At 74.0% G+C, this 23470-nt stretch carries 20 protein-coding genes and 1 pseudogene; 20 read left to right on the top strand and 1 reads right to left on the bottom strand.

From position 1 onward, the window contains the following. Nucleotides 1-11 precede the first annotated feature (11 nt). On the bottom strand, nucleotides 12-3431 hold the full coding sequence (locus KME79_RS23400) for an ATP-binding protein (RefSeq protein ID WP_219546316.1): 3420 nt from the start codon (nucleotides 3429-3431) through the stop codon (nucleotides 12-14). Between the two features lie 120 nt (nucleotides 3432-3551). Between KME79_RS23400 and KME79_RS23395 the strand changes: the two genes are divergently transcribed. The 20 genes and pseudogenes from KME79_RS23395 to KME79_RS23300 all read left to right on the top strand — a co-directional run bounded on the left by KME79_RS23395 (nucleotide 3552) and on the right by KME79_RS23300 (nucleotide 23397). Continuing rightward, on the top strand, nucleotides 3552-3962 hold the full coding sequence (locus KME79_RS23395; RefSeq protein ID WP_246640304.1) for a YciI family protein: 411 nt from the start codon (nucleotides 3552-3554) through the stop codon (nucleotides 3960-3962). Beyond that, nucleotides 3959-5194: an RNA polymerase sigma factor gene (locus KME79_RS23390; RefSeq protein WP_219546315.1), complete on the top strand. Its 1236-nt coding sequence runs from the start codon at nucleotides 3959-3961 to the stop codon at nucleotides 5192-5194. The genes KME79_RS23395 and KME79_RS23390 overlap by 4 nt, the downstream gene beginning before the upstream one ends. 73 nt (nucleotides 5195-5267) lie before the next feature. Next, nucleotides 5268-5453 (top strand): hypothetical protein, encoded by a 186-nt coding sequence (locus KME79_RS23385; protein WP_148031653.1) that lies wholly within the window; start codon nucleotides 5268-5270, stop codon nucleotides 5451-5453. Beyond that, the gene (locus KME79_RS23380) at nucleotides 5450-5794 is read left to right on the top strand and encodes an ArsR/SmtB family transcription factor (RefSeq protein ID WP_219546314.1); all 345 of its coding nucleotides are present in this window, start codon (nucleotides 5450-5452) and stop codon (nucleotides 5792-5794) included. Before KME79_RS23385 ends, KME79_RS23380 begins: the two co-directional genes overlap by 4 nt. 56 nt (nucleotides 5795-5850) lie before the next feature. Then, the gene (locus KME79_RS23375; RefSeq protein ID WP_219546408.1) at nucleotides 5851-7473 is read left to right on the top strand and encodes a SulP family inorganic anion transporter; all 1623 of its coding nucleotides are present in this window, start codon (nucleotides 5851-5853) and stop codon (nucleotides 7471-7473) included. 82 nt (nucleotides 7474-7555) lie between these two features. After that, nucleotides 7556-9163, top strand: a complete 1608-nt coding sequence (locus tag KME79_RS23370; RefSeq protein WP_219546313.1) for an FAD-dependent oxidoreductase — start codon at nucleotides 7556-7558, stop codon at nucleotides 9161-9163. A 17-nt stretch (nucleotides 9164-9180) separates the two neighbouring features. Then, complete coding sequence (locus KME79_RS23365) at nucleotides 9181-10239, top strand: pyridoxal-phosphate dependent enzyme (protein WP_219546312.1); 1059 nt, start codon at nucleotides 9181-9183, stop codon at nucleotides 10237-10239. 47 nt (nucleotides 10240-10286) lie between these two features. Then, on the top strand, nucleotides 10287-10976 hold the full coding sequence (locus tag KME79_RS23360; RefSeq protein ID WP_219546311.1) for a response regulator transcription factor: 690 nt from the start codon (nucleotides 10287-10289) through the stop codon (nucleotides 10974-10976). Next, complete coding sequence (locus tag KME79_RS23355) at nucleotides 10973-12412, top strand: HAMP domain-containing sensor histidine kinase (RefSeq protein ID WP_219546310.1); 1440 nt, start codon at nucleotides 10973-10975, stop codon at nucleotides 12410-12412. The genes KME79_RS23360 and KME79_RS23355 overlap by 4 nt, the downstream gene beginning before the upstream one ends. 53 nt (nucleotides 12413-12465) lie before the next feature. Then, the gene (locus KME79_RS23350) at nucleotides 12466-13224 is read left to right on the top strand and encodes a polyphosphate polymerase domain-containing protein (RefSeq protein ID WP_148031659.1); all 759 of its coding nucleotides are present in this window, start codon (nucleotides 12466-12468) and stop codon (nucleotides 13222-13224) included. Further along, the gene (locus KME79_RS23345) at nucleotides 13221-13907 is read left to right on the top strand and encodes a DUF4956 domain-containing protein (RefSeq protein ID WP_246640289.1); all 687 of its coding nucleotides are present in this window, start codon (nucleotides 13221-13223) and stop codon (nucleotides 13905-13907) included. The genes KME79_RS23350 and KME79_RS23345 overlap by 4 nt, the downstream gene beginning before the upstream one ends. Continuing rightward, the gene (locus tag KME79_RS47070; RefSeq protein WP_219546309.1) at nucleotides 13904-15298 is read left to right on the top strand and encodes a CotH kinase family protein; all 1395 of its coding nucleotides are present in this window, start codon (nucleotides 13904-13906) and stop codon (nucleotides 15296-15298) included. Before KME79_RS23345 ends, KME79_RS47070 begins: the two co-directional genes overlap by 4 nt. Nucleotides 15299-15381: 83 nt before the next feature. Continuing rightward, the gene (locus KME79_RS46460; RefSeq protein ID WP_281429466.1) at nucleotides 15382-16497 is read left to right on the top strand and encodes an acyltransferase family protein; all 1116 of its coding nucleotides are present in this window, start codon (nucleotides 15382-15384) and stop codon (nucleotides 16495-16497) included. After that, nucleotides 16494-17717: a sensor histidine kinase gene (locus KME79_RS23330; protein WP_308249021.1), complete on the top strand. Its 1224-nt coding sequence runs from the start codon at nucleotides 16494-16496 to the stop codon at nucleotides 17715-17717. Before KME79_RS46460 ends, KME79_RS23330 begins: the two co-directional genes overlap by 4 nt. Further along, nucleotides 17714-18390 (top strand): annotated as a pseudogene (locus KME79_RS23325) (response regulator). Before KME79_RS23330 ends, KME79_RS23325 begins: the two are co-directional and overlap by 4 nt. Before the next feature lie 111 nt (nucleotides 18391-18501). After that, nucleotides 18502-18906 (top strand): GntR family transcriptional regulator, encoded by a 405-nt coding sequence (locus KME79_RS23320; RefSeq protein WP_219546308.1) that lies wholly within the window; start codon nucleotides 18502-18504, stop codon nucleotides 18904-18906. Continuing rightward, nucleotides 18903-19793 carry an ABC transporter ATP-binding protein gene (locus tag KME79_RS23315; protein WP_219546307.1) on the top strand — a complete coding sequence of 297 codons (891 nt, stop codon included), beginning with the start codon at nucleotides 18903-18905 and terminating at the stop codon, nucleotides 19791-19793. Before KME79_RS23320 ends, KME79_RS23315 begins: the two co-directional genes overlap by 4 nt. Next, nucleotides 19790-20824 (top strand): ABC-2 membrane transporter-related protein, encoded by a 1035-nt coding sequence (locus KME79_RS23310; protein WP_219546306.1) that lies wholly within the window; start codon nucleotides 19790-19792, stop codon nucleotides 20822-20824. The genes KME79_RS23315 and KME79_RS23310 overlap by 4 nt, the downstream gene beginning before the upstream one ends. Continuing rightward, nucleotides 20821-22236 carry a S41 family peptidase gene (locus tag KME79_RS23305; RefSeq protein WP_219546305.1) on the top strand — a complete coding sequence of 472 codons (1416 nt, stop codon included), beginning with the start codon at nucleotides 20821-20823 and terminating at the stop codon, nucleotides 22234-22236. Before KME79_RS23310 ends, KME79_RS23305 begins: the two co-directional genes overlap by 4 nt. 12 nt (nucleotides 22237-22248) lie before the next feature. Further along, the gene (locus tag KME79_RS23300; protein WP_219546304.1) at nucleotides 22249-23397 is read left to right on the top strand and encodes an alpha/beta hydrolase family protein; all 1149 of its coding nucleotides are present in this window, start codon (nucleotides 22249-22251) and stop codon (nucleotides 23395-23397) included. Nucleotides 23398-23470: the final 73 nt, after the last annotated feature.

Genomic DNA, 23470 nt, shown 5'->3' with positions numbered 1-23470 from the left:
TCAGGCACTCCCTAGGGGGCCGGGCGCCCGCCCGGGTCGTCGGAGGCTTCCGTCGTGCGCGGGACACGGACCAGCTCGTGCACCCTGGCGCTGATCATCGCGAGCGCCTCCTCCGGAGTGCGGCCGCGGGCGTAGGCGGTCTCGTACCGCCGCGCGCCGAGGGCGGCGCGGAGTTCGGGGGCGAGGCGTACGAGGTCGTGGTCGAGCGCTTCGAGGGCGCCGATCAGGACGTGGGCGGCGCCGAGCAGCTCAGCCGCCTCGATCCGGCGGCCCTGGAACGCCAGGAGGTGTGCCAGGTGGGCGGCGGTGATGGCGGCCAGCGACGGCTCTCCCGCGCAGGCGTCGAAGGCCCGGGCGAAGCGCTCCCCGGCCCGCACCGGGTCGTCCCGCTCCATGGCCAGTCTGGCCCGCGCGCACGCGAGCGTGACGGCGAAGACGGGGTCCTCGGACGGCTGGAGACGCGCTTCGGCCTGCTCGTAATGAACCTCCGCGCCCGCCAGGTCGCCGTCGCGGCGGGCCAGGTCGCCGAGCGTGACCCGGATGTAGACCGGCAGGCCGTCGGGAACGCCCGGCAGGGCGGCCAGCGTTTCGAGCTCGGCGCGGGCGGTCGCCGTGTCGCCCGCACGGGCCCGGGCCTCGGCCAGCCACACCCGCTGGGACGCGGCCTCATCGGACGGGTCCAGCTCCCGCAGCAGCCGCACCGCCTCCTCCAGCGCGGCCACCGCCTCCCCGTACGCGCCGCCGTTCGTCCGCACGTCGGCCAGCGACGTCAGCGCCCACGCCAGCCCGGCCCGCTCCCCGCCGGCGCGGAACCCGGCGACCGCCACCTCCAAATCGTGGCCCATGCCCCCGGCGTCGCCCGCGTTCCCCCGCAGAACGGCTCTGACGAGCCGCAGCATCGCCCTCGTCCAGGCGTCGGGATGCGACAGCCGCCGCTCGATCGCGTCCAGCGCCGCCGCCTCGTCTCCGCACGCGGCAGCCAGCACCGGCTCGACCAGGACGACGAGCGGATGCCCCGAGAACGACCCGGACTCGGCTCCAGAACCCCGCTCCCCCTGCTCCGGAATCAGGCCCGATTCCGGGTGGCCGGGTGCTTCCTCCGGCAGCAGGTGGCGGACGTGGGCGGCGTCCCGCGCGTCCATTTCCAGGCCCGCCCAGGTGGTGGACGCCAGCAGGTGGAGGGCGGCCGTCACGGCCCTGGCCTCGGCGGGGGCGCGGCCGGGGGTGTCCAGGGCCAGGCGCGTCCAGGATTCCATGGCCGCCCGGTCGCCTCGTACCAGCCAGAACACCCCCAGCGCCACGCAGAGCCGCAGCGCCCCCGCGGCGTCGCCGGTCTCATGCGCGAAGCGGAGGGCGGCGAGCAGGTTGCCGCGTTCGGCGGCGAGCCGGGTGATCCACCGGAGCTGCCCGGCCTCGCGCAGCTCCGGTTCGGCGCGGGCGGCCAGGCCGGAGAAGTAGGCGGCGTGCGCGGCGCGCACCCGGGCGAGCTCCCCGGACTCGACCAGCTCGCGCAGCCCGTACTCCCTGATCGTCTCCAGCATCCGGTAGCGCTCGCCGTCGAACCGCAGCAGCGACCGGTCGGCGAGGGCCGCCAGCAGGTCAGGGCGGGCGGCGGCGACCGCCTCCGCGCTCTCCACGGTGATGCCGCCGGGGAAGGCCGCCAGCCTGCGGGCCAGCCGCCGCTCGTCCTCGTCCAGCAGGTCCCACGTCCAGGCGACCACCGCGCGCAGCGTACGGTGCCTCGGCTCGGCGGCCCTGCTGACCCCCGAGAGCAGGGCGAACCGGTCGTCCAGCCGGGCCGCCAGCTCGTCGAGCGGGAACGAGCGGAGCCGGGCCGCGGCCAGCTCGATCGCCAGCGGGAGGCCGTCCAGCCGCCGGCACACCTCGTCCACCAGTTCCGGGTCCCGCACCGTGAACCCCGGCCGCGCGGCCGCCGCCCGCTCGGCGAACAGCCGCGCCGCCGCCTCCGGCTCCAGCGGCGGCACCTGCAGCACGGTCTCCCCCGGCACGCCCAGCGGCTCCCGGCTGGTGGCGAGCACGCGCAGCCCCGGCGCGCGGCCCAGCAGGTACGTGACCGCCCTGGCCACCTCGCCGGCCACCCGCTCACAACCGTCGAGCACCAGCAGCGACCCCGACAACGCCTCGGCCACCCGATCGAGCAACCGCCCACCGCCGAACGCCGCCTCACGCACCCCGGCCACCCGCGCGAGAGCGACCACGACCCCGCCCTCCCCAGCATCCGGGAAGGGCCCCGCACGCCCCCGCTCGGGTGGAGGCGAAGCACCAGCGGATCCGGCAGCGCTGCTCCCGTGGGACCGAAGAGCCTCGCGGGCCTGAGACGGAGAGCTCTCGGCCGCGAGGTCCCCCACGGATCGAGGGGCGCCCCCGGCCGCGCTGCCCTCTCTGGGCTGAGGGGTGTCATGGGAAACGTCATGGGACGGGAAGCCGCCGGTCGCGCCGGGCTCGGAAGGGGCCGTGGGTGCGCGTTCCGGGGCGGTGAGGTCGCTCGTCGGCTCGCCCAGCGGGGACAGCTCGACCAGCCAGGCCGTGGGCGTGTGGCCGGCGGCCTCGATGGCCAGGCGGGTCTTGCCGACGCCGCCCGGCCCCGTGAGCGTCACCAGCCGCCCGGCACGCAGCGCCTCGGCCGTCGCCGCCGCGTCGTCCTCCCGGCCCACCAGGGACGTGAGCGGGGAGGGCAGGTTGCCGGAGCGCGGACGCGGCTCGTCGCGCAGCAGCTCCAGGTGGATCTCGCGCAGCTCGGGCCCGGGGTCGGTGCCCAGTTCGTCGGCCAGGAGCCGGCGGACGTCCTCGTACGCGGACAGGGCCTCGGCCCGCCTGCCCTCCGCGTGCAGGGCCCTGATGAGCAGACCGCGCAGCCTCTCCCGCAGCGGGTGCGCGGCCGCGAGCGCTTCCAGCTCGGCGACCAGCCCTTCGGCCCGTCCGACGGCGAGCGACGCCTGCGCGTGGTCCTCGCGGGCCGCCAGCCGCAGCTCCTCCAGCCGCCGCCGCACCGGCTCGGGCACCTCGCCGGGCAGGTCGCCCCGCCACAGCCCGAGCCCCTCCCCCAGCAGCCGCAGCGCCGTGTCGGGTCGGCCGCCGGTCAGGGCCCGCCGCCCCTCTCCCGCGAGCCGCTCGAACCGGCGCGCGTCCACCGCGTCCGCCTCGACGTCGAGCCGGTAGCCGCCGTCCGCCGACACCAGCAGCCCGGCGGGCAGCGCCCGCCGCAGCCGGGACACCAGCGAGTGCAGCGAGTTGACCGGATCGCCCGGCGCCCCTTCGGGCCACAGCGCCTCGGCGAGCGCCCCCGCCGTCACGGTGCGCCCGGCGTCGAGCGCGAGCCGGGCCAGCAGCGTACGCAGCCGTCCACCGCCGACGGGCACCCGCTCCCCGCCGGCCACGACCTCGACCGGCCCGAGAATGTGCACCCGCATGCCCTCCAACGTAGTGCCCTGGCGCCCGGTAAAACTTCCGAGAAGGATGTGTCCGGACGGGGCGGGCGGCTCCGACGTCTCCGGTGAAAGGCATCGAGAGAAGGAGAACCCGTGAAGTACATGATCATGCTGTACGGCTCGCAGCGGGACTACGACATGCTCACCGGCAAGGCCGTCGACGGCAGGCCTGCCTGGACGCAGGAGGAGATCGGCGCCCTGCACGCGTTCATGGGCAAGTGGAACGGCGACCTGGTCGAGTCCGGCGAGTTCGTCGACGCCCAGGGGCTGAACTCCCCGATGCTCACCCGGCGGGTGCGGCTGAAGGACGGGGTCCCGGTCGTCACGGACGGCCCGTACGCCGAGACGCAGGAGGTCCTGGCCGGCTACACGATCGTGGAGTGCGACAGCTTCGACCGGGCGACGGAGGTCGCCGCGAGGCTGGCCGGCGCCCCGTACCCCTACGCCGCGCTCGACTCCGAGTGGCATGTGGACGTGCGGCCCATCCACGGCGGGGTGGACGAGATCGAGTGACTCCAGGCGGGGTCGAGGACCTGCTGCGCGAGCTGGCGCCGCAGGTTCTCGGCGCGCTCGTGCGCCGCTACGGCCACTTCGACACCGCCGAGGACGCCGTCCAGGAGGCGCTGCTCGCGGCGTCCCGGCAGTGGCCGGCGGAGGGCGTGCCGGACAGTCCGCGTGGCTGGCTGATCACCGTGGCCGCGCGCAGGCTCACCGACCTGCTCCGGGCCGAGCAGGCGCGGCGGCGCCGCGAGGACGTCGTGGCCGCGTGGCGGCTGCCCGAGGAGTGGCTGGCCCCGCCGGCCGACCGGCCGCCGCAGAGTGCCGACGACACGCTGGTGCTGCTGTTCATGTGCTGCCACCCGTCGCTGTCGCCGGCCTCGCAGATCGCGCTGACCCTGCGCGCGGTGGGCGGCCTGACCACGGCGGAGATCGCCCGGGCGTTCCTGGTGCCGGAGCCGACCATGACCAGGCGCATCACCCGGGCCAAGCGGCAGATCAGGGAGAGCGGCATCCCGTTCGGCCTGCCGCCCGCCGCCGAACGGGCCGAGCGGCTGCGGGCGGTGCAGCACGTGCTCTACCTGATCTTCAACGAGGGGTACGCGAGCACGTCGGGCCCCCGGCTGCGGCGGGACGAGCTGTCGGCGGAGGCCATCCGGCTGACCCGCGTCGTGCGCCGGCTGGTGCCGGACGATCCGGAGGTGACCGGCCTGCTGGCGCTCATGCTGCTCACCGACGCCCGCCGCCCGGCCCGTACCTCTCCCGACGGGGCGCTGGTCCCGATGGCCGAGCAGGACCGCGGCCGGTGGGACGCCGGGCTGGTCGCCGAGGGCGTGGCGCTGGTCTCCGAGGCGCTGCCGCGCGGCCCGACCGGCCCGTACCAGCTCCAAGCGGCGATCGCCGCCGTGCACGACGAGGCGCCCAGCGCCGCGGAGACCGACTGGCCGCAGATCGTGGCCCTGTACGAGCTGCTGCTGCAGGTCTCCGACACCCCGGTCGTCAGGCTCAACCACACCGTCGCCGTCGCCATGGCGCGCGGCCCGCACGAAGGCCTGGAGCTGCTCGGCGAGCTGGCCGCCGACGAGCGCATCGCCGGCGACCACCGGACGCACGCCGTCCGCGCCCACCTGCTGGAGATGGCGGGTGACCGGAAGGCGGCGCGCGAGGCGTACGAGGAGGCGGCGCGCCGCGCCGGCAGTCTGCCCCAGCAGCGGTACCTGAACGGGCGCGCTGCCTGGCTTGAGTGAATGACTTCAATTGCGAATGTTCGCAATTGCTGAGGTACCCTTCCTCATGTCGGACGTAGATATGGGGTGAGATGTGAGCGGGCCTTTCGCCGCCGCCATCAGGGAACGGGCACGCCAGGCGCACGCGGCGCTGGAGACGGCGCGCGCCGAAGACGACCCGGAGGCGCTGATCGTCGCCGAGGGCGAGTGGGACGACGTGAGGCGGATGGCCCGCGAGCACGACATCGAGCTCGGCCCGGAAGGCACGGTGGCCGAGTGAGGTCGGTGCCGCTCTACGAGGCCAAGGCGGAGCTGTTCCGCCTCCTCGGTCATCCCGTGCGGATCCGCGTCCTGGAGCTGCTGCAGGAGCGCCCCATGCCGGTGCGCGACCTGCTGGCCGCCATCGGGGTCGAGCCGACCGGGCTCTCGCAGCACCTGGCCGTGCTGCGCCGCTCCGGCATGGTGACCGCCCAGCGCGACGGCTCCACCGTCGTCTACTCCCTGGCCGGCGGCGACGTGGCGGAACTGCTGCGGGCCGCCCGCCAGCTGCTGACCCAGCTGCTCACCGGGCAACACGAGCTGCTGAGCGAGCTGTTGCAGGCGGAGACCAAGACCCGGTGAACCAGTTCTTCTCCTCGGTGCGTTCTCTCCTGCCCGCCCGCGCCGACCTGGTCGCGATGACGCGCCGCCCGCGACGCGACCTGCTCGCCGGGCTCACCGTCGCGATCGTGGCGCTGCCGCTGGCGCTCGGCTTCGGCATCTCGTCCGGCATGGGCGCGGAGGCGGGCCTGGCGACCGCGGTGGTCGCCGGCGCGCTGGCGGCCGTGTTCGGCGGCTCGGGGCTGCAGGTGTCCGGGCCGACCGGGGCGATGACCGTGGTGCTGGTGCCGATCATGGCCCAGCACGGCGCGCCCGGCGTGCTGACCGTCGGCGTGCTGGCCGGCCTCATGCTCATCGCGCTCGCGCTGGCCAAGGCCGGCAAGTACATGGCGCTGGTGCCCGCCCCCGTGGTCGAGGGCTTCACCATCGGCATCGCCTGCGTGATCGGCCTCCAGCAGGTGCCCGCCGCGCTGGGCGTGCCCACGCCGGAGGGCGAGAAGGTCGTCGTCGTCGCCTGGGAGGCCGTGCGGGACTTCGCGGCCCGGCCGCAGTGGTGGGCCGTCGGCATCGCGCTGGCCGTCGCCGCGATCATGATCGTGGGGGCGCGGTGGTGGCCGACGGTGCCGTTCTCGCTGCTGGCCGTGGCCGCCGCCACCGTCGCCGTCGCGCTGGCGGACCTGCCGGTGTCGACGATCGGCGAGCTGCCCGCCGGGCTGCCCGCGCCGTCGATCGGCTTCATCGACCCCGCCGCGCTGTCGTCCCTGATCGCCCCGGCGATCGCGGTCGCCGCGCTGGCCGGGCTGGAGTCGCTGCTGTCGGCGGCGGTGGCCGACGGCATGAGCGTCAACCACAAGCACGACCCGGACCGCGAGCTGTTCGGGCAGGGCCTGGCCAACCTGGTCTCACCCATGTTCGGCGGCGTCCCGGCCACCGGCGCCATCGCCCGCACGGCGGTGAACGTCCGCTCCGGCGCCTCCTCCCGGCTGGCGTCCCTGGCGCACGCCGGCATCCTGGCCGTGATCGTCTACACGGCGGCCGGGCTGGTGGCGAAGATCCCGCTGGCCGCGCTGGCCGGGGTGCTGCTGGCCACGGCCGTGCGGATGGTCGAGGTCGGCTCCGTCAAGGCGATGGTCCGCTCGACCCGCGGCGACGCGGTGGTGCTGGTGCTGACCGCGATCGCCACGCTGGCGCTCGACCTGGTCCAGGCCGTCATCCTCGGCCTGCTCGTGGCCGGGGCCCTGGCGCTGCGGTCGATCGCGCGCAACGTCCGCCTGGACGCGATGCCGATCCACGACGACCTGACCGGCGACCACACCGACCAGGAGCTCGACCTGCTGGCCGAGCACATCGTCGCCTACCGGCTGGACGGGCCGCTGTTCTTCGCCGCCGCGCACCGCTTCCTGCTGGAGCTGTCGGAGGTGGCCCACGTGTCGGTGGTGATCCTGCGCATGTCCCGCGTCACCACCATCGACGCCAGCGGCGCGCTCGTCCTCGGCGACGCCATCGCGCGCCTGCGGCACCGCGGCATCACCGTGTACGTCTCCGGCATCAGGAACGGGCACCACAAGCCGCTGCGCGCGCTGGGCGTGATCGAACGGCTGGCGGAGGAGGGCCGTGTGTTCGCCACCACCCCGGAGGCCATCGCCGCCGCCCGCGACCACCTCCACCACAAGGGCGTCATCCCCGCCACCACCGGCTGAGGCCCACGGGTTGCCGTTATGGCAAAGATGTTTGCGATCAGGTGGGGTGCGGGCAGACCATTTCCCCGGAAGGGGAGGTGTCATGAGTCGTACGTACGAGGTGGTCGTGGTCGGCGGTGGGGTCGCCGGGCTGAGCGGGGCGGTCACGCTGGCCAGGGCGCGGCGGACGGTGCTGGTGGTGGACCCGGGCCGGTCGCGCGAGGAGCCCGCGATCCCGGGCGTGGGGCGGGAAGAGGTGGCGCGGCACGGGGGCGAGGTCGCCGACGGGACGGTCACCGGGGTGGTGCGGGTGGACGGCGGCTTCCGTGTCGCGCTGGCCGGCGGTTCGTCGGTGGTGGCGCGGCGGCTGCTGGTGGCCACCGGGGTGAGCGAGGAGCTGCCCGGCGTGCCCGGCCTGGCCGGGCGGTGGGGGCGGGACGTCGTGCACTGCCCGGACCGCCACGGCTGGGAGATGCGCGACCGGCGCGTCGCTGTGCTCGCCACCGGCCCGATCGCGGCGCACCAGGCGCTGACGTGGCGGCAGTGGAGCGCGGACGTCACGCTGTTCCTGCACACCGCGCCCGAGCCTGCGGGCGAGGAGTACGAGCGGCTGGCCGCCCGCGACATCGCCCTGGTCAACGGGAAGGTCACCGGCCTGGAGGTGACCGGAGACGCGCTCACCGGCGTCACCATGGCCGACGGGCGGGTCATCGCCTGCGAGGTGCTGGTGGTCGCCCCGCGCGCCTCCGCCAGGGCCGGCTTCCTCGCCGGGCTCGGCCTGGAGACCGAGGAACAGCGGGTGGCCGGCGTCCCGGCCGGCGTGCGGCTGGCCGCCGACGCCGCGGGCGCGACCGGCGTGCCGGGGGTGTGGGCGGCGGGCGGCGTCACCGACGTGACCGAGACCGCGCTCGGCGCCGCCGCCGCGGGCGCCCGCGCGGCCCGTGCGGTCAACGCCGACCTGATCGCCGAGGAGGCCCGCCACGCGGCCGAGACCCGTCCCGTCCCGTTCTCCGCCGAGGCGGAGCGCGGGGTCTCCGAAGGCGTGCAGAAGCGGCGCCTGCACAACAGGTACGCGGCGGACCAGGAGATGTCCGGTCAGCAGTGGTGGGACGCCCGCTACAGCGGGAGCACCCGGGTCTGGAGCGGCCGGCCGAACATGATCCTTTCCAGGGAGGTCCCGGCGCTGACCCCCGGCACCGCGCTCGACCTGGGGTGCGGTGAGGGCGGCGACGCGATCTGGCTCGCCGGTCAGGGCTGGCGCGTCACCGCGGCCGACATCTCGGGCGTGGCGCTGGAGCGCGCGGCCCGGTTCGCCGCCGAGGCAGGGGTGGCCGATGCGATCGACTTCCAGCGGCACGACTTCGGCGCGTCCTTTCCCACGGGCACCTACGACCTGGTCTCGGCGCACTACCTGCACTCGTACCAGGACCTGCCGCGCGAGCGGATCCTGCGCGCGGCAGCCGGTGCGGTCGCGCCCGGCGGCGTGCTGCTGATCGTCGGCCACGCGGGGTGGCCGTCCTGGCAGGACGACCACCCGGACGTGCACCTTCCGTCCGCGCGGGAGGTGCTGGACTCGCTGGAGCTGGCGGAGGGCGAGTGGGAGGTGGAGCTGTGCGAGGAGTTCGAGCGCGCCCAGGACGCGCCCGACGGCACCCCCGGCACCCGCACCGACAACGTGCTCAAGATCCGCCGACTGGACCCGGGCCGATGATCACGCGACCATGAGATGTGCTCACATCGTTCTGGTACGCCAATCCCGCCGCCCGCCACTGGAGCTGCGCGCTCCCGTCGGACCAGGCCAGGAAACTCCACGCCAAGCTGCCCGGCTACTCCCCCACCCCCCTCACCGAGCTGCCCGCGCTGGCCGGAGACCTGGGCGTGGGGCGGGTGCTGGTCAAGGACGAGTCGTCACGGCTGGGGCTGCCGGCGTTCAAGGCGCTGGGGGCGTCCTGGGCGATCCACCGCATCCTGGAACGGCGGGAGGGGCCGCTGACGCTGGTCACCGCCACCGACGGCAACCACGGCAGGGCCGTCGCCCGGATGGCCCGGCTGCTCGGGCAGCGGGCGCGGGTGTTCACCCCCGGCGGCGTGCACCCCGAGGCCGTGGCGGCCATCGCCGCCGAGGGCGCCGAGGTGACCGAGGTGCGCGGCAGCTACGACGAGGCGGTGCAGCGGGCGGCGTCGGCCGCCGGGGAGCCGGGCGCGGTGCTCGTGCAGGACACGGCCTGGGCCGGGTACGAGGAGACGCCCGGCTGGATCGTGGAAGGGTACGCGACCCTCTTCGCGGAGCTGGACGAGCAGCTCGGGGAGGCCCCCGGGCTGGTGGCGGTCCCGGCGGGCGTCGGCTCCCTGGCCCAGGCGGCGGTCGCCCACTACCGGGCCCGGCCGGGCGGCACCGCCGTCATGACCGTGGAGCCGGAGACCGCCGCGTGCGTGCTGGCCAGCCTGCTGGAGCGGCGGCCGGTGCGCGTCGAGACCGGCGACACCATCATGGCGGGGCTCAACTGCGGCACCCCGTCCAGCCTGGCCTGGCCGTACCTGCGTGACGGCCTGGACGCGGCTGTCGCCGTCGGGGACGCCGACAGCACCCGCGCCGCGAGAGAGCTCCTGGCTCTGGGCGTCGACGCGGGACCGTGCGGCGCGGCCTCGCTGGCCGGGGTCCGGGCCGCCCTGGACTCCGGCGAGCGCCGCGCGTCGCTCGGCGTGCGGCCGGGCTCCACGGTGGTGCTGCTCAACACGGAGGGGACCACGGCGAACCCGGCGCTCTGCCCCGCGGGCAAGGACTGACCGCGGCTTTCAGCGGACTCTCAGACAGTGGCGGTATCCAGGAGGCCATGGACGCGAAGGTGCTGGTCGTCGACGACGAGCCGAACATCCGCGAGCTGCTCTCCGAGGCGCTGCTGCTCAACGGCTTCACCGTGACCACCGCGTCCAGCGGGTGGCGCGCGATGGACGCGGTGGCGCGGGAGAGGCCGGACATCGTGGTGCTCGACGTGATGCTGCCCGACCTGGACGGGTTCGCGGTCGCCCGGCGGCTGCGGGAGCGCGGCGAGAGCCCGATGGTGCTGTTCCTGACCGCCAAGGACGCGGTGTCCGACCGGATCGCCGGGCTCACCGCGGGTGGCGACGACTACGTGACGAAGCCGTTCAGCCTGGAGGAGGTGGTGCTGCGGGTCCGGGCGATCCTGCGCCGCGCCCGCCCGCCGGAGGACCGCGCGGGCGACGGCGTGCTCCGCTACGCGGACCTGGAGCTGGACGAGGAGGCGCACCAGGTGCGGCGGGCGGGCCGGGCCATCCACCTTTCGCCGACCGAGTTCAGCCTGCTCCGCTACCTGATGGTCAACGCCGAGCGGGTGGTGTCGAAGGGGCAGATCCTCGAAAGCGTGTGGGACTACGACTTCGACGGCGACAGCCGGATCGTCGAGTCGTACATCAGCTACCTGCGGCGCAAGATCGACGTGCTCGGCCCGCCGCTGATCCACACGCTGCGCGGCGTCGGCTACCGGTTGCGGGACCCGTCATGAGACGGGTCGTGAACCGGCCGTGGCCGCTGCGGCACCGGTTGCTGGCGGCACTGCTCGGCCTGTCCGCCGCCGGGCTGGCGATCTTCGCGGTGTCCGGGGTGCTGCTGCTGGACCGTTCGCTGATGGCGCGGGCGGACGGCCAGCTCGCCGAGTTCGCCGACCGGGTGGGCAGGCGCCCGCCGCCGATCGCGCCGCCGCCGCGCCCGGACGAGGTGCGGGTGCCCACCCGGTTCGACGTGGACGTCTACAGCCCGGCGGGGACGCTGCTGGAGGACGTCCCCACCGGCGCCCAGGACGGCCCGGCCGTGCCCGCCGAGCTCGTCGCCGGGCCGCCGCGCGGCCCTTTCACCGTGCCGGGCGAGGACGGCACGGGCGATTGGCGGGTGCTCGTCGTCACGCTGCCGGACGGCAACCGGGCGGCGGTGTCGATGTCGCTGGAGTCCGACGACTCCACCGTGCGGGAGCTGCTGGTCATCCAGCTCGCGGCGGGCGGGCTGGTGCTGGGCCTGCTCGCCGCCGCCGCCCTGGCGGTGGTGCGGCTCGGGCTGCGCCCGCTCACCCGGATGGAGCGTACGGCCGAGGCCATCGCGGCCGGCGACATCGACCGCAGGGTCGCCGACAGCGACCCGCGCACCGAGACGGGCCGGCTGGGCACGGCGCTCAACGTGATGCTCGAACGCCTGGCCCGCGCGCTGCGCGAGCGCGAGCGCTCCGAGCGGCGGCTGCGCCACTTCGTCGCCGACGCCTCGCACGAGCTGCGCACGCCGCTCACCTCCATCCGCGGCTTCGCCGAGCTCTACCAGCACGGCGACGCGCCCAGGGACCCGGCGGCGGAGCGGCTGCTGCGCCGCATCGGGAGCGAGGCCGAGCGGATGGGCGTGCTGGTGGAGGACCTGCTGCTGCTCGCGCGCCTCGACCAGGAGCCCGCGCTGGAGCTGACCACGGCAGACCTGCACGTGCTGGCAGGTGACGTGGTGCACGCCGCGCACGCCCGCGACCGCGACCGTCCGGTCCGCCTGACGCTGTCCGACCGGCCGGTGCGGGTGAGGGGCGACGAGCACCGGCTGCACCAGGTCATCGCCAACCTCGTCGGCAACGCGCTCACCCACACCGCGCCCGGCACCCCGGTGCGGGTGACGGTCGGGCACGCCCGTGCCGGCCCGCCCGAGGGCGTGCACGCCGGGCCGGGACCGGCTCCGGGCACCGAGGCCGCGCTGGTGGAGGTGGCCGACGAGGGTTCGGGCATCGACGCCGAGCACCTGCCGTACGTGTTCGACCGGTTCTACCGCGCCGATCCGAACCGCTCCCGCGACCAGGGCGGCACCGGCCTGGGGCTGGCCATCGCCGCCGCGCTCGTCAGCGCCCACGGCGGCCGGATCGAGGTTTCCAGCTCCGGGCGGGGCACCCGCTTCCGCGTTCTGCTCCCGTCCGCCTGACCTTCACGGCGGGTTCACACACTATTCCCAGGTTCGTCGGGTCACATATCGGCATGCTGCGCCTTTTCAACCGGTACGAGATCAAGTACCTGATGGACGCGGGCCTCGTGGACGAGCTGCGCGAGGAGCTGGAGCGGCGGCTCGACCGGGACCGGCACTGCCCGGACGAGGGCTACGCCATCTGGAGCGCCTACTACGACACCCGGCACCTCCGGTTCTACTGGGAGAAGATCGAGGGCCTGAGGTTCCGCCGCAAGCTGCGCATCCGCCACTACGGCGACCGTTTCTCCGCCGCCGGGGACACGCCCGTGTTCGTGGAGATCAAGCAGCGGGTCAACCGGGTCACCCAGAAGCGGCGGGTACGCGTGCCGTACCTCGACGCGCTGCGGCTGTGCGACGGCCGCGAGATGATCGCCCACGAGCCGTCCCAGCGCGCCTTCCTCGAAGAGGTGCTGGACCTGGTCTGCCGCCTGGACCTGCGGGCCACGGCCATGACCGGCTACACCCGCCACGCCTACCTGGGCAGGGACGCCGACACCGGGCTGCGGGTGACGTTCGACCGGCGGGTGCGGGGCCGCGACCGCGACTTCGGCTTCGGCACCGACGCGCGGAACCGCTTCATCGTCCCGCCGCACAAGGCGATCATGGAGGTCAAGGCGAACGAGCGCGTCCCGTACTGGCTGACCGACCTGACCGCCAAGCGGAACCTGCAGGTCGTGCGGGTCTCCAAGTACTGCCAGAGCATCGAGGCGCACGGGCTGGCCCCGCGCTCCGTCTTCCACGTCCCCGATCATGATCTCTCGGAGGCATGACCCCCATGGACTTCTCGTTCCAGGACCTCTCGGGCACGTTCAGCGTGGCCGACGTCGCCATCGCGATGACGCTGTCGTTCGTGCTCAGCGCCATGATCGGCTGGGTGTACCGGGCGACGCACCGCAACGTCTCCTACAGCCAGTCGTACGTGCAGACGCTGGTCGTCCTCGGCATGCTCATCTCGCTGATCATGCTGGTCGTCGGCTCGAACATCGCCCGCGCGTTCGCCCTGGTCGGCGCCCTGTCGGTGGTACGGTTCCGCAACGCCATCAAGGAGACCCGCGACGTCGGGTTCATCTTCCTGGTGATGGGTGTCGGCATGGCCGTCGGCACCCGCTTCTACCTGCTGGCGGTCGTCGCCGCGGTGACGATCTCGCTGATCGTCGTGGTGATGCACCGGTTCGACTGGTTCCAGCTGAACGTGCGCCGCCAGGTGGTGAAGGTGCAGGTGCCCGCCGACGAGGACCACACCCACGCCATCCAGGACGTGCTGATCCGCCACACCGACGAGTTCGAGCTGGTCAGCATGGAGTCGATCAGGGGCGGGGCGCTCACCGAGCTGATGTACACGGTGAAGATCAAGAAGGGTGGCGAGCCGGCCGACCTGATGGCGGCCCTGCGCGAGCGCAACCACGGCCAGTCGGTCACCGTCCTGACCGGCTACGACCAGACCGACCTGTGACGAGGCTCAGGCGCCGGCTGCCGGTCAGGCTCCGGCAGAACGGAAAGCTCCTCGCCGCCTGCGCGGCCTTCCTGGGCGTGTGCTGGGGGGTGTTCGGCAGCGGCATGGTCCGCCCGTACGCGGTCTCGGTGTCCGGCGTCTCGGCCGTCGTCACCCAGGACGTCACGGGCACCAAGGACCTGTTCGACACCTCGGTCGCGCACGAGATCACGCTCACGTTCCGCGACGAGAGCTACCAGGACATGCTGACCGCGTACGTCAAGGACGGCGAGAAGGAGTACGTCGAAGCGGACCTGACCGTCGACGGCACCACGATCCCGAGCGTCGGCATCCGGCTCAAGGGCAACTCGACGCTGGCGGGGCTCACCTGGAAGGGAATGAGCGCCGGCCGCCGTCCGGCCGGGAGGCCCGGCGGCGAGCGCCCCGAGGGCTTCCGGCCGCCCGACGGTTTCCAGCCTCCTCGCGAGGGCGGCCGGGGGCGCGGCGTCATGGGCGGCTTCGGCGCCGCGCTGAAGGCGGAGGAGCCGGAGACCCTGCCCTGGCTGATCAGCTTCGACGAGTTCGCAGAGGGCCGCCGCTACCAGGGCCACTCGCAGGTCGCCGTCCGCCCCGTGACCGGCCGGGCCCCGACGATGCTCAACGAGGCGCTCGCCATCTCCACCGTCGGAGCCGCGGGCGAACCCACCCAGAGCTTCGCCTACAGCGCGTTCACCGTGAACGGCCGCAGCTCGGCGCCCCGCCTGGTGGTGGAGTACCTCGACGAGGGCTACGCCGAGAACCTGGGCGACGGCGTGCTGTACAAGTCGCTCGCCACCGGCTCCTTCACCTACAAGGGCGAGGACCAGACCCGGTACACCTCCGACTTCAAACAGGTGAACAAGGTCGGCGGCACCGACCTGCAGCCCGTGATCAACCTGATCCGGTGGGTGGACGAGGCGTCCGACGAGGAGTTCGCGGCCGGGCTGCCCGCACGCCTGGAGGTGGAGTCGTTCGCCCGTTACGTGGCGCTGCAGGAGCTCATGCTCAACTTCGACGACATGAGCGGGCCTGGCAGGAACTACTACCTCTGGTACGACCTGGGCACCCGCAGGTTCCGGGTCGTCACCTGGGACCTCAACTTCGCCTACAGCGGCGACGCGTCCGGCGGCGGGCGGACGGGCGGCCACAAGCTGAAGGAACGCTTCCTGGCGACCCCCGCCTTCAAGAAGCTGTACGAGGAGCAGTACGCCGCACTCCACCGGAAACTCCTGGCCGGCGGCATCCTGTCGGGCCTGCTCGACGACATCGTCCGCGGCTACAAGCTCAACGCCGGGGCCGGCGCGGTCGACGCCGACGCCGAGACGCTCCGCGCCCTCCTGCGCGAGCGCGCCGAGGCGACGAGCGCCGGCTGAACCTGTCTCATACTTCAGGACCAACGGCGAATGAGCTCTCCAGCGGGATTCGGGTCAGGGGCGGCGGTTCCTAGGTTCGCCTCATGCCATCCCTGGCCGAACTCGTCCACCGGATCGACACCGCCACCCCGCCGGGCCGTGACCGCGCCGTCGACGGGCTGCGCGCGCTGGCGATCGCCGGCGTCGTGCTGGGCCACTGGCTGGTGACCGCCCTGGTGGCCGGCGGCGACACGCTGCGCGCCGGCAGCCCGCTGCGGGTCATGCCGGAGCTGGCGCCGGTGTCCTGGGTGCTCCAGACGCTGGCGGTGTTCTTCCTGGTGGGCGGGCTGGTGAACGGCCGCCGCCGCGGCCCGTACGGCGCGTGGCTGAAGGCACGGACGGCGCGGCTGTTCCGGCCGGTCGGCGCGCTCGCGGGGGTGTGGGCGGTGTCCGCGGGCGCGATGTTCGTGTCCGGGGCGGAGCTGGAGACGGTGCGCACGCTGGGCACGCTGGTGGTGTCGCCGCTCTGGTTCCTGCTGGTGTTCGCGCTGCTCACCGCGGTCACGCCGCTGGTGTCGCGGCTGCACCCGGCGTGGCCGCTCGCCGCCGTCGCCTGCGCCGACCTCGTCCGGTACGGGCTGGGCGGGCCTTCCTGGGCGGGCTGGGTGAACGTGGTGGCCGGCTGGCTGGTGCCGTACTGCCTGGGCCTGACCTGGGCAGCGCGCGGCCTGCCGGGGAGGGCGGCCGGGTGGGGGCTGGTGGCCGGTGGCGGGCTGGCGGCGATCGGGCTGGTGGCGTGGGGCGGGTACCCGGCGGCCATGGTCGGGGTGCCGGGCGCGCCGGTGTCCAACCTCGACCCGCCGACCCTGGCCGCCGTCGCCTTCGGGCTCGCCCAGTGCGGGGCGGCGGCGCTGCTGGCCGGCCCGCTGCGGCGGCTCCTGGCCAGGCCCGCGGCGTGGGCGGCGGTGGCCGCGGTCAACCTGGCGGCGATGACCGTCTTCCTCTGGCACCAGACCGCCATGATCGCCGTCACCGTCGCCGGCCTGCACGCCGGTGGCCGCCTGCCCGGCCTGCACACGGCGCCCGACGGGCTCGGCTGGGTGGCGGCCCGGCTGGCCTGGCTGCCGGCGTTCGCGGTCGCGCTGGCCCTGTGCTGCCTGCTCTTCCACACCTACGAGCGATCTTCCGTACGGGCTCCGCGCCGTAGGGTGGAGCCGTGATCGGGACCCTGCGGTCGGACCTGTGGACGGCGGCGGCCGATCCGCTCCCCCGCATGCGCGGCCCGCGCCCGCTGGCGCGGCTGCCGCACGTCCTGGTGGTGCTGTACGCGGTCGTCATGGTCGATGCCGCGGGCGGGCACGGCGACCCCACCTATTCGCCGCTGGCGATCGGGCAGGCGGCGGCGGTGGTGCTGGCCCTGTTCCGCCCGGTCCCGGCCTGGTGGGTGTCGCTCCTGGTGATGGCGGTCGGCTCGCAGACCGGCCTGCCGGTGCGGGAGCACCCGATCTACCTGTCGCCCGGCACGCCGTTCTCGTGGTCCAGTTTCGCGGCCGCGCTGCAGGCCATGCTGTTCCTGCTGGTGGCGTTGCGGGTCAGGCCGAGAGTGCTGGCCGAGATGGTGACGGTCACCGTGCTGGTGGCGCTGGCGTTCCTGGTCGGCGAGCCGTGGGGCCACCACACGGGCGCGGCGGCGGTGTGGCTGGTCATCGTCCTGGCGGCGGCGGTCATCGGGGCCGCGCTGCGCGGCGCGCGGGTGGCCCGCACGCAGCTCGTCGTGCAGGAGGAGGTCACCGCCGAGGAGCGGGCGCGGCGGGCGGTGCTGGAGGCGCGCAACCGGATCGCCCGCGAGCTGCACGACGTGGTCGCCCATCACATGTCGGTGATCTCCATTCAGGCGCAGGTGGCCCCGCATCTGGTGGAGAACCCGTCGCAGGAGCTGAAGGACAACCTGGCGGGAATCCGGCAGAACGCGGTGGAGGCGCTCGCCGAGCTGCGGCGCGTCCTCGGCGTGCTCCGCTCGGCCGACGGACCGGCGGACGACGCCCCGCAGCCGACGCTGGACCAGGTCGACGACCTGATCGCCAAGGTACGGACCGCCGGGCTCACCGTCACCGCCACGACCACCGGCGAGCCGAGGCCGCTGTCGCCCGGCATCGAGCTGTCGGCCTTCCGCATCCTGCAGGAGGCGCTCAGCAACGCCATGCGGCACGCCCCCGGCGCATCCGTACGGGTCGAGATCGCGTACCGGCCCGGAACGCTCGCGCTCACCGTGCGCAACACCGCGCCGCGGCGCCCGGCCCCGCCCTCGCACGGGGCCGGGCTCGGCCTGCTCGGCATGCGCGAACGCGCCCACATGCTGGGCGGCGAGCTGGCCGCGGGCCCCACCCCCGACGGCGGCTACGAGGTCACCGCCGCGCTCCCCGCCGAGGACACCCCATGATCCGCGTGCTTGTCGCCGACGACCAGACGATGGTCCGCCAGGGCTTCACCGTGCTGCTGAACGCCGAGCCCGGCATCGAGGTCGTCGGGCAGGCGGTGGACGGACTGGACGCCGTCGCCAAGGTCGCCGAGCTCTCCCCCGACGTGGTGCTCATGGACATCCGCATGCCCGAACTGAGTGGCATCGAGGCCACCCGCCGGGTCAGCGGCGCCGTCAAGGTGCTGGTGCTGACGACGTTCGACCTGGACGAGTACGTGTACGAGGCGCTGCGGGCGGGCGCCTCCGGGTTCCTGCTGAAGGACGCCTCGGCGGCGGAGCTGGCGCGAAGGACGCCTCGGCGGCGGAGCTGGCGCACGCGGTGCGGGTGGTGGCCGCCGGTGACGCCCTGCTGGCGCCGGGGGTGACCAGGCGGCTCATCACCGAGTTCTCCCGGATGGCCGGGCCCCGGCAGCGCATGGACCGCCTCGCCGGCCTGACCGAGCGCGAGACCGAGGTGCTGGCGCGGATCGCGCAGGGCCTGTCGAACGCGGAGATCGCCGAGCGGCTGGTGCTCGCGGAGCAGACGGTCAAGACCCACGTGAGCCGCATCCTGGTCAAGCTGGGCCTGCGCGACCGCACCCAGGCCGCCGTGTTCGCCTACGAGACGGGGTTGGTCCGCCCGCCGAACCCGTAGGGATTTCCTGCCGGACAGCGATCAGGGTGGCGTCAGACAGGCGCGTGCTGAGCGGCCAGGGCTTACGGCTTCTTAACATCCATACTCCTAAAGTACTAGGAGACTAGATGAATGGAGAAGCTGTTGATCGAGTTCTACCTCGACAGCCGGTCCGGCGTCTCGCCCTATCAGCAGCTGGTCCAGCAGGTGCGGCAGGCGCTGCGGCTGGGTCTGCTGCGCGTGGGTGACCAGCTTCCGACGGTCAAGGACGTGGTGGCGGGGCTGGCGATCAACCCCAACACGGTGCTCAAGGCCTACCGGGAGCTTGAGCACGAGGGCCTGGTGGCCGCCCGGCCGGGGGTCGGCACGTTCGTGACCGCGACGCTGGCCGGCGCCTCGCTGGCCGCGCACGGCCCGCTCCGCGCCGACCTGCGGCGCTGGCTGGAGAAGGCGCGCAGGGCCGGGCTCGACGACGAGAGCATCGAGGCCCTTTTCATGACCACCTTTCGGACCGCCTCCCAGGAGGAAATAGCGTGACTTCTGTCCTGCAAGCCCAGGAACTGGGCAAGAAGTACGGCAAACGCTGGGCGTTACGCGAGTGCACCGTCGACATCCCGGCCGGGCACGTGGTCGGCCTGGTGGGCCCGAACGGGGCAGGCAAGACCACACTGCTGAAGCTGGCCGCCGGCCAGCTCGAACCGACGGCGGGCGCCATCACCGTGCTGGGCGGCCGGCCGGCCGGCGGCCCGGCGCAGCTGGCCAAGGTCGGGTTCGTCGCCCAGGACACCCCGGTCTACTCGGGGCTGACCGTCGCCGAGCACCTGCGCCTGGGCACCCGGCTCAACCCCCGCTGGGACGCCGGCCTCGCGCGGGAGCGGATCGCGCGGCTCGGCCTCCCCTCAGGCCACCGGGCGGGGAAGCTGTCCGGCGGCCAGCGCGCCCAGCTCGCCCTCACCCTGGGCCTGGCCAAGCGGCCCGAGCTGCTGATCCTGGACGAGCCGGTCGCCTCGCTCGACCCGCTCGCCCGCCGCGAGTTCCTGCAGGGGCTGATGGAGGCCACCGTCGAGCACGAGTTCAGCGTGGTGCTCTCCTCCCACCTGGTCGCCGACCTGGAGCGGGTCTGCGACTTCCTGATCGTGCTCGTCGACTCGCGCGTGCAGGTGGCGGGAGAGGTCGACAGGCTGCTGTCCACCCATCACCGGCTCACCGGCCCCCGCCGCGACCCCGCCCGGCTCCCCGCCGGCCAGCAGGTGATCTCCGCACGCCACACCGACCGGCAGAGCACGTTCGTGATCCGCACCGACGCCCCGATCCACGACCCCGCCTGGACGGTCACCCGGCTCGACCTGGAGGACCTGGTCCTGGCCTACATGGACAGGTACGTCGCCGATGACCGGCGGCCCGTGCTGGAGGTGCGGCGATGATCTGGCTGACCTGGCGGCAGTTCCGCGGCTCGGCCGTGATGATGGCCGCCGTTCTCGGCGTGCTCGCCGCCGTGCTGGCCGTGACCGGCCCCGGCCTGGCCTCCGGTTACGCCTCCGGTATCGCCGCCTGCGCCCAGGACGGCAGCTGCGGCCGCTTCTACGACCGCTTCTTCGACACGTACCAGCTCCCGTTCATGGCACTGACCCTCGTCGTGCTGCTCCTGCCCGCCCTGGCGGGGCTCTTCTGGGGGGCGCCGCTGATCACCCGCGAGCTGGAGGCCGGCACGCACCTGCTGGTGTGGAACCAGAGCATCACCCGCGCCCGCTGGCTGACGGTCAAGCTCGGGCTCGTCGGCCTGGTCACCGTGGCCGCCACCGGCCTGTGCGGCCTCATGGTGACCTGGTGGTCCGACCCTCTGGACAAGTCGGCCGCCGACGGGCTGGGCCTGATGGCTCCCCTGGTGTTCGGCGCGCGCGGCATCGCCCCGATGGGGTACGCGGCCTTCGCCTTCGTCCTCGGGGTGACCGTGGGCATGCTCGTGCGCCGCATGCTGCCCGCCATGGCCCTCACCCTGGCCCTGTTCGCCGTGGTCCAGCTCGCGATGCCGATGCTGGTCCGGCCCCATCTGATGTCCCCGGTCACGGCGTCCTTCGAGCTCGGCCAGGCGAACGTGGACGGCATCGGCATGGACCGCGACGAGGGCGGCGCCGTGCACGTCATGCTGAGGTCGGCCGTTCCCGGTCACGCCGGCGCCTGGGTCCTGTCCAGCGAACTCGTCGACCCGTCCGGGCGCACTGCCGGCGCGGAAGGCACCGTCGGCGTCTCCACCACGTCGGGACCCTGCGCGCCGTCCGGGGGCATGGACACGTGCGTGGCCGAGATCAACCGCCTCGGCTACCGGCAGCAGGCGACCTACCACCCCCTCGACCGTTTCTGGCCCTTCCAGTGGATCGAGACCGGGATCTACGTCCTGCTCACCGCCGGCCTGGCGTGGTTCTCCTTCTGGTGGACCAGGAGGCGTCTGTCATGACCGCCGCCAGGATCGCGGCGGCCGGGATCGCGCTCCTCCTGGCGGCGGCCTGCGCCGCGCCGACGCCACCGCGCGGCGAGGCGGGCACGGCGGCCGGCACGGTCTGCGCGCGGCCCCAGAGTCCGCCCGGTGCGGAGACGGCCACCACGATCGACGTCATCGAGCAGGCGTACTTCTGCATCCTCGGCAACTACTACGGCGGCGCCACGCTGGACGCCCGCACGCTGCTGCTCGCCGGATTCGCCGCCCTGACGCAGGAGCTCAACCGCAACGGCCGCGACGTGCCCGAGGCGGCCATGCCGGCGCTGACCGGTGACAGGAAAGCCGACTGGACCGCTTTCGAGACCGTCTACCGGAAGACCACCGACCAGGTTCCCGGCCTGCGCGACGAGCTGGCCGTGGTCACCCTGGAGGCCATGGTGGCGGCGCTCGGCGACAACCACGCCCGCTGGGCGCACGGCGTCGAACGGCACCCCGACGCCTACGACGGCGACGGCTACGGACTCGGACTCCAGGCGAACGTCGACGGCCCGCAGGCGACGGGCAACCCCGGCACGGCCCTGACCCCGCTGTTCGTCACCGCCGTGGAGGGCGGCGCGGCGCACGCCGCCGGTCTGCGCCCCGGCGACGTCATCGAGTCGATCGACGGCTCGGCGCCCTTCCTCGACGGGAAGGCCACCGCCGCGATCGCCGCCCTCTACCCGCGCTACCCGCAGGCCCGCCCGGTCCGGCTGCGGCTGCTGCGGGAGAGCACCGGCCGCCGCTGGAGCGTGACGCTCAACCCCGGCCTCTACCAGCGGGACCTGGCCACCTTGCAGGCGGTGCGGTCGAAGCTGCTTGACGACGTCGCCTACGTGCGGTTGCGGGGGTTCGGCTCCGACGCCGCGAACAGGGTTCTCAAGGCGGTCGCGCGGCTGCGTACCGGCCGGACGCTCTCCGGCGTCGTGCTGGACCTGCGCGGCAACGGCGGCGGCAGCCCTGTCGAGGCGGTCCGGCTGGTGAGCGCGTTCGCCCACGGCAAGATCACCGCCTACCAGTGCACCGCGGAAGGCGACTGCGAGACCATGCGGACCGACGACACCGTGGAACTGGTCGGCCTGCCGCTGGTGGTGCTCACCGACCGCGGCTGCGCGTCGGCGTGCGAGCACTTCAGCTCCGCGATCAAGGACCTGGGCGCCGGCCGGCTGGTCGGCACCAGGACCGCCGGGGTCGTCTCCGGCCCGGCGCAGCCGTACCTGCTGAGCGACAACACCCTGCTGAGCCTCCCCTCCAGGCACCACCTCGGTCCCGATCGCGAGGTGATCGACCGGATCGGCGTGCCGCCCGACCACCACGTGGCCCCGGCCCCGCGCGACGCGGCCGCCGGGCGCGACCCCGCGCTGGCCAAGGCCCTGACCTTGCTGCGGAAGTGAAGGGACCCTGCGATGAGACACCTCCTGGCGGTCCTGGCCGTCCTGGCCGTGTCGGCCTGCGCCGCGCCGACGCCGCCCCGCTCCGCCGCCCCGTCGCCCACGCCGACGGGCCCGGCCGTCCTGCCCGAGCCCTCCGGCGCCCACCCGGTCGGCACCACCGTCCTGCACCTGAAGGACACCTCCCGCCCCGACCCCTGGGACCTCGACGCCGAAGCCAGGGAGCTCAAGGTCACCCTGTGGTACCCGACCGGGCAGCGCGACGGGGAACGCGCGCCGTACATGACGCCGCGGGAATCGGAGCTGTTCCTCAAGGGCTCCAGGATCACGGGCGTTCCGTACGACGCGCTCAGCCGGACCCGCACCAACGCCGTCGAAGACGCCGAACCCGCGGGGCGGAACCTTCCGCTGGTCGTGCTGTCCCCCGGCTTCACCAAGCCGTTGAGCACGCTCACGTCCCTGGCCGAGGACCTGGCCAGCCGGGGGTACGTGGTGGCGGGGATCGACCACACCCACGAGAGCTACGCCACGACCCTGGCCGACGGCCGGGTGGCGGAGTGCCTCGCGTGTGACAGCGACGCCGATCCGGGATTCGGCGCGGGGGTGGTCCAGGTCCGGGCGGCCGACGTCTCCTTCGTGCTCGACCAGCTGCCGTCCCGGTGGGACGGCGCCGGTCTGATCGACCGCTCCAGGATCGCGATGGCCGGCCAGTCGATCGGCGGAGCTAGCTCGGTGGCCGTCATGGTGAAGGACTCCCGGGTACGTGCCGGCATCGACATGGACGGCACCACCTACGCCCGGATCCCCGAAGGCGGGTTCTCCAGGCCGTTCATGTTCATCGGCTCGCCGGAGCACGTCCCCGGCGGCCGGGACACCACGTGGGAGCGCGACTGGAAGCTGCTGACCGGGTGGAAGCGGTGGATCGTCATGAAGGGCGCGGACCACCAGTCCTTCACCGACCTCCCGGTGCTGGCGGGCGCCCTCGGCATCGGACCCGCCGGCCCCGAACTGGCGGCGGCGCGCGCCGCCGAGCTCACCCGGACGTATGTGGCGGCCTTCCTCGACCAGCATCTGAAGGCGGAACGGCAGCCCCTGCTGGACAAGCCGTCAGCGCGGTATCCCGAGGTCCAGCACTGCGCCCCGGGCGGCGGGGCCTGCCTCTAGCCGCACGTCCCGCCCGGCGCTCCGCGAGGTTCGCCCCGGCTCAGACGGCCGGGGCGAACCTCGCGGCGTGGTC

Origin of the sequence: Nonomuraea harbinensis (assembly GCF_019396385.1) — a bacterium.
Lineage (GTDB): Bacteria > Actinomycetota > Actinomycetes > Streptosporangiales > Streptosporangiaceae > Nonomuraea > Nonomuraea ferruginea.
This window is presented reverse-complemented; position numbering and strand designations above follow the sequence as displayed.

Coding starts and splice junctions, on each gene's coding strand:
- KME79_RS23360 (WP_219546311.1), top strand. CDS start 10,287: ATGGACGCGAAGGTGCTGGTCGTCGACGACGAGCCGAACATCCGCGAG.
- KME79_RS23310 (WP_219546306.1), top strand. CDS start 19,790: ATGATCTGGCTGACCTGGCGGCAGTTCCGCGGCTCGGCCGTGATGATG.
- KME79_RS23355 (WP_219546310.1), top strand. CDS start 10,973: ATGAGACGGGTCGTGAACCGGCCGTGGCCGCTGCGGCACCGGTTGCTG.
- KME79_RS23370 (WP_219546313.1), top strand. CDS start 7,556: ATGAGTCGTACGTACGAGGTGGTCGTGGTCGGCGGTGGGGTCGCCGGG.
- KME79_RS23400 (WP_219546316.1), bottom strand. CDS start 3,431: ATGCGGGTGCACATTCTCGGGCCGGTCGAGGTCGTGGCCGGCGGGGAG.
- KME79_RS23350 (WP_148031659.1), top strand. CDS start 12,466: ATGCTGCGCCTTTTCAACCGGTACGAGATCAAGTACCTGATGGACGCG.
- KME79_RS23375 (WP_219546408.1), top strand. CDS start 5,851: ATGACGCGCCGCCCGCGACGCGACCTGCTCGCCGGGCTCACCGTCGCG.
- KME79_RS23345 (WP_246640289.1), top strand. CDS start 13,221: ATGACCCCCATGGACTTCTCGTTCCAGGACCTCTCGGGCACGTTCAGC.
- KME79_RS23300 (WP_219546304.1), top strand. CDS start 22,249: ATGAGACACCTCCTGGCGGTCCTGGCCGTCCTGGCCGTGTCGGCCTGC.
- KME79_RS23305 (WP_219546305.1), top strand. CDS start 20,821: ATGACCGCCGCCAGGATCGCGGCGGCCGGGATCGCGCTCCTCCTGGCG.
- KME79_RS46460 (WP_281429466.1), top strand. CDS start 15,382: ATGCCATCCCTGGCCGAACTCGTCCACCGGATCGACACCGCCACCCCG.
- KME79_RS23320 (WP_219546308.1), top strand. CDS start 18,502: ATGGAGAAGCTGTTGATCGAGTTCTACCTCGACAGCCGGTCCGGCGTC.
- KME79_RS23395 (WP_246640304.1), top strand. CDS start 3,552: ATGATCATGCTGTACGGCTCGCAGCGGGACTACGACATGCTCACCGGC.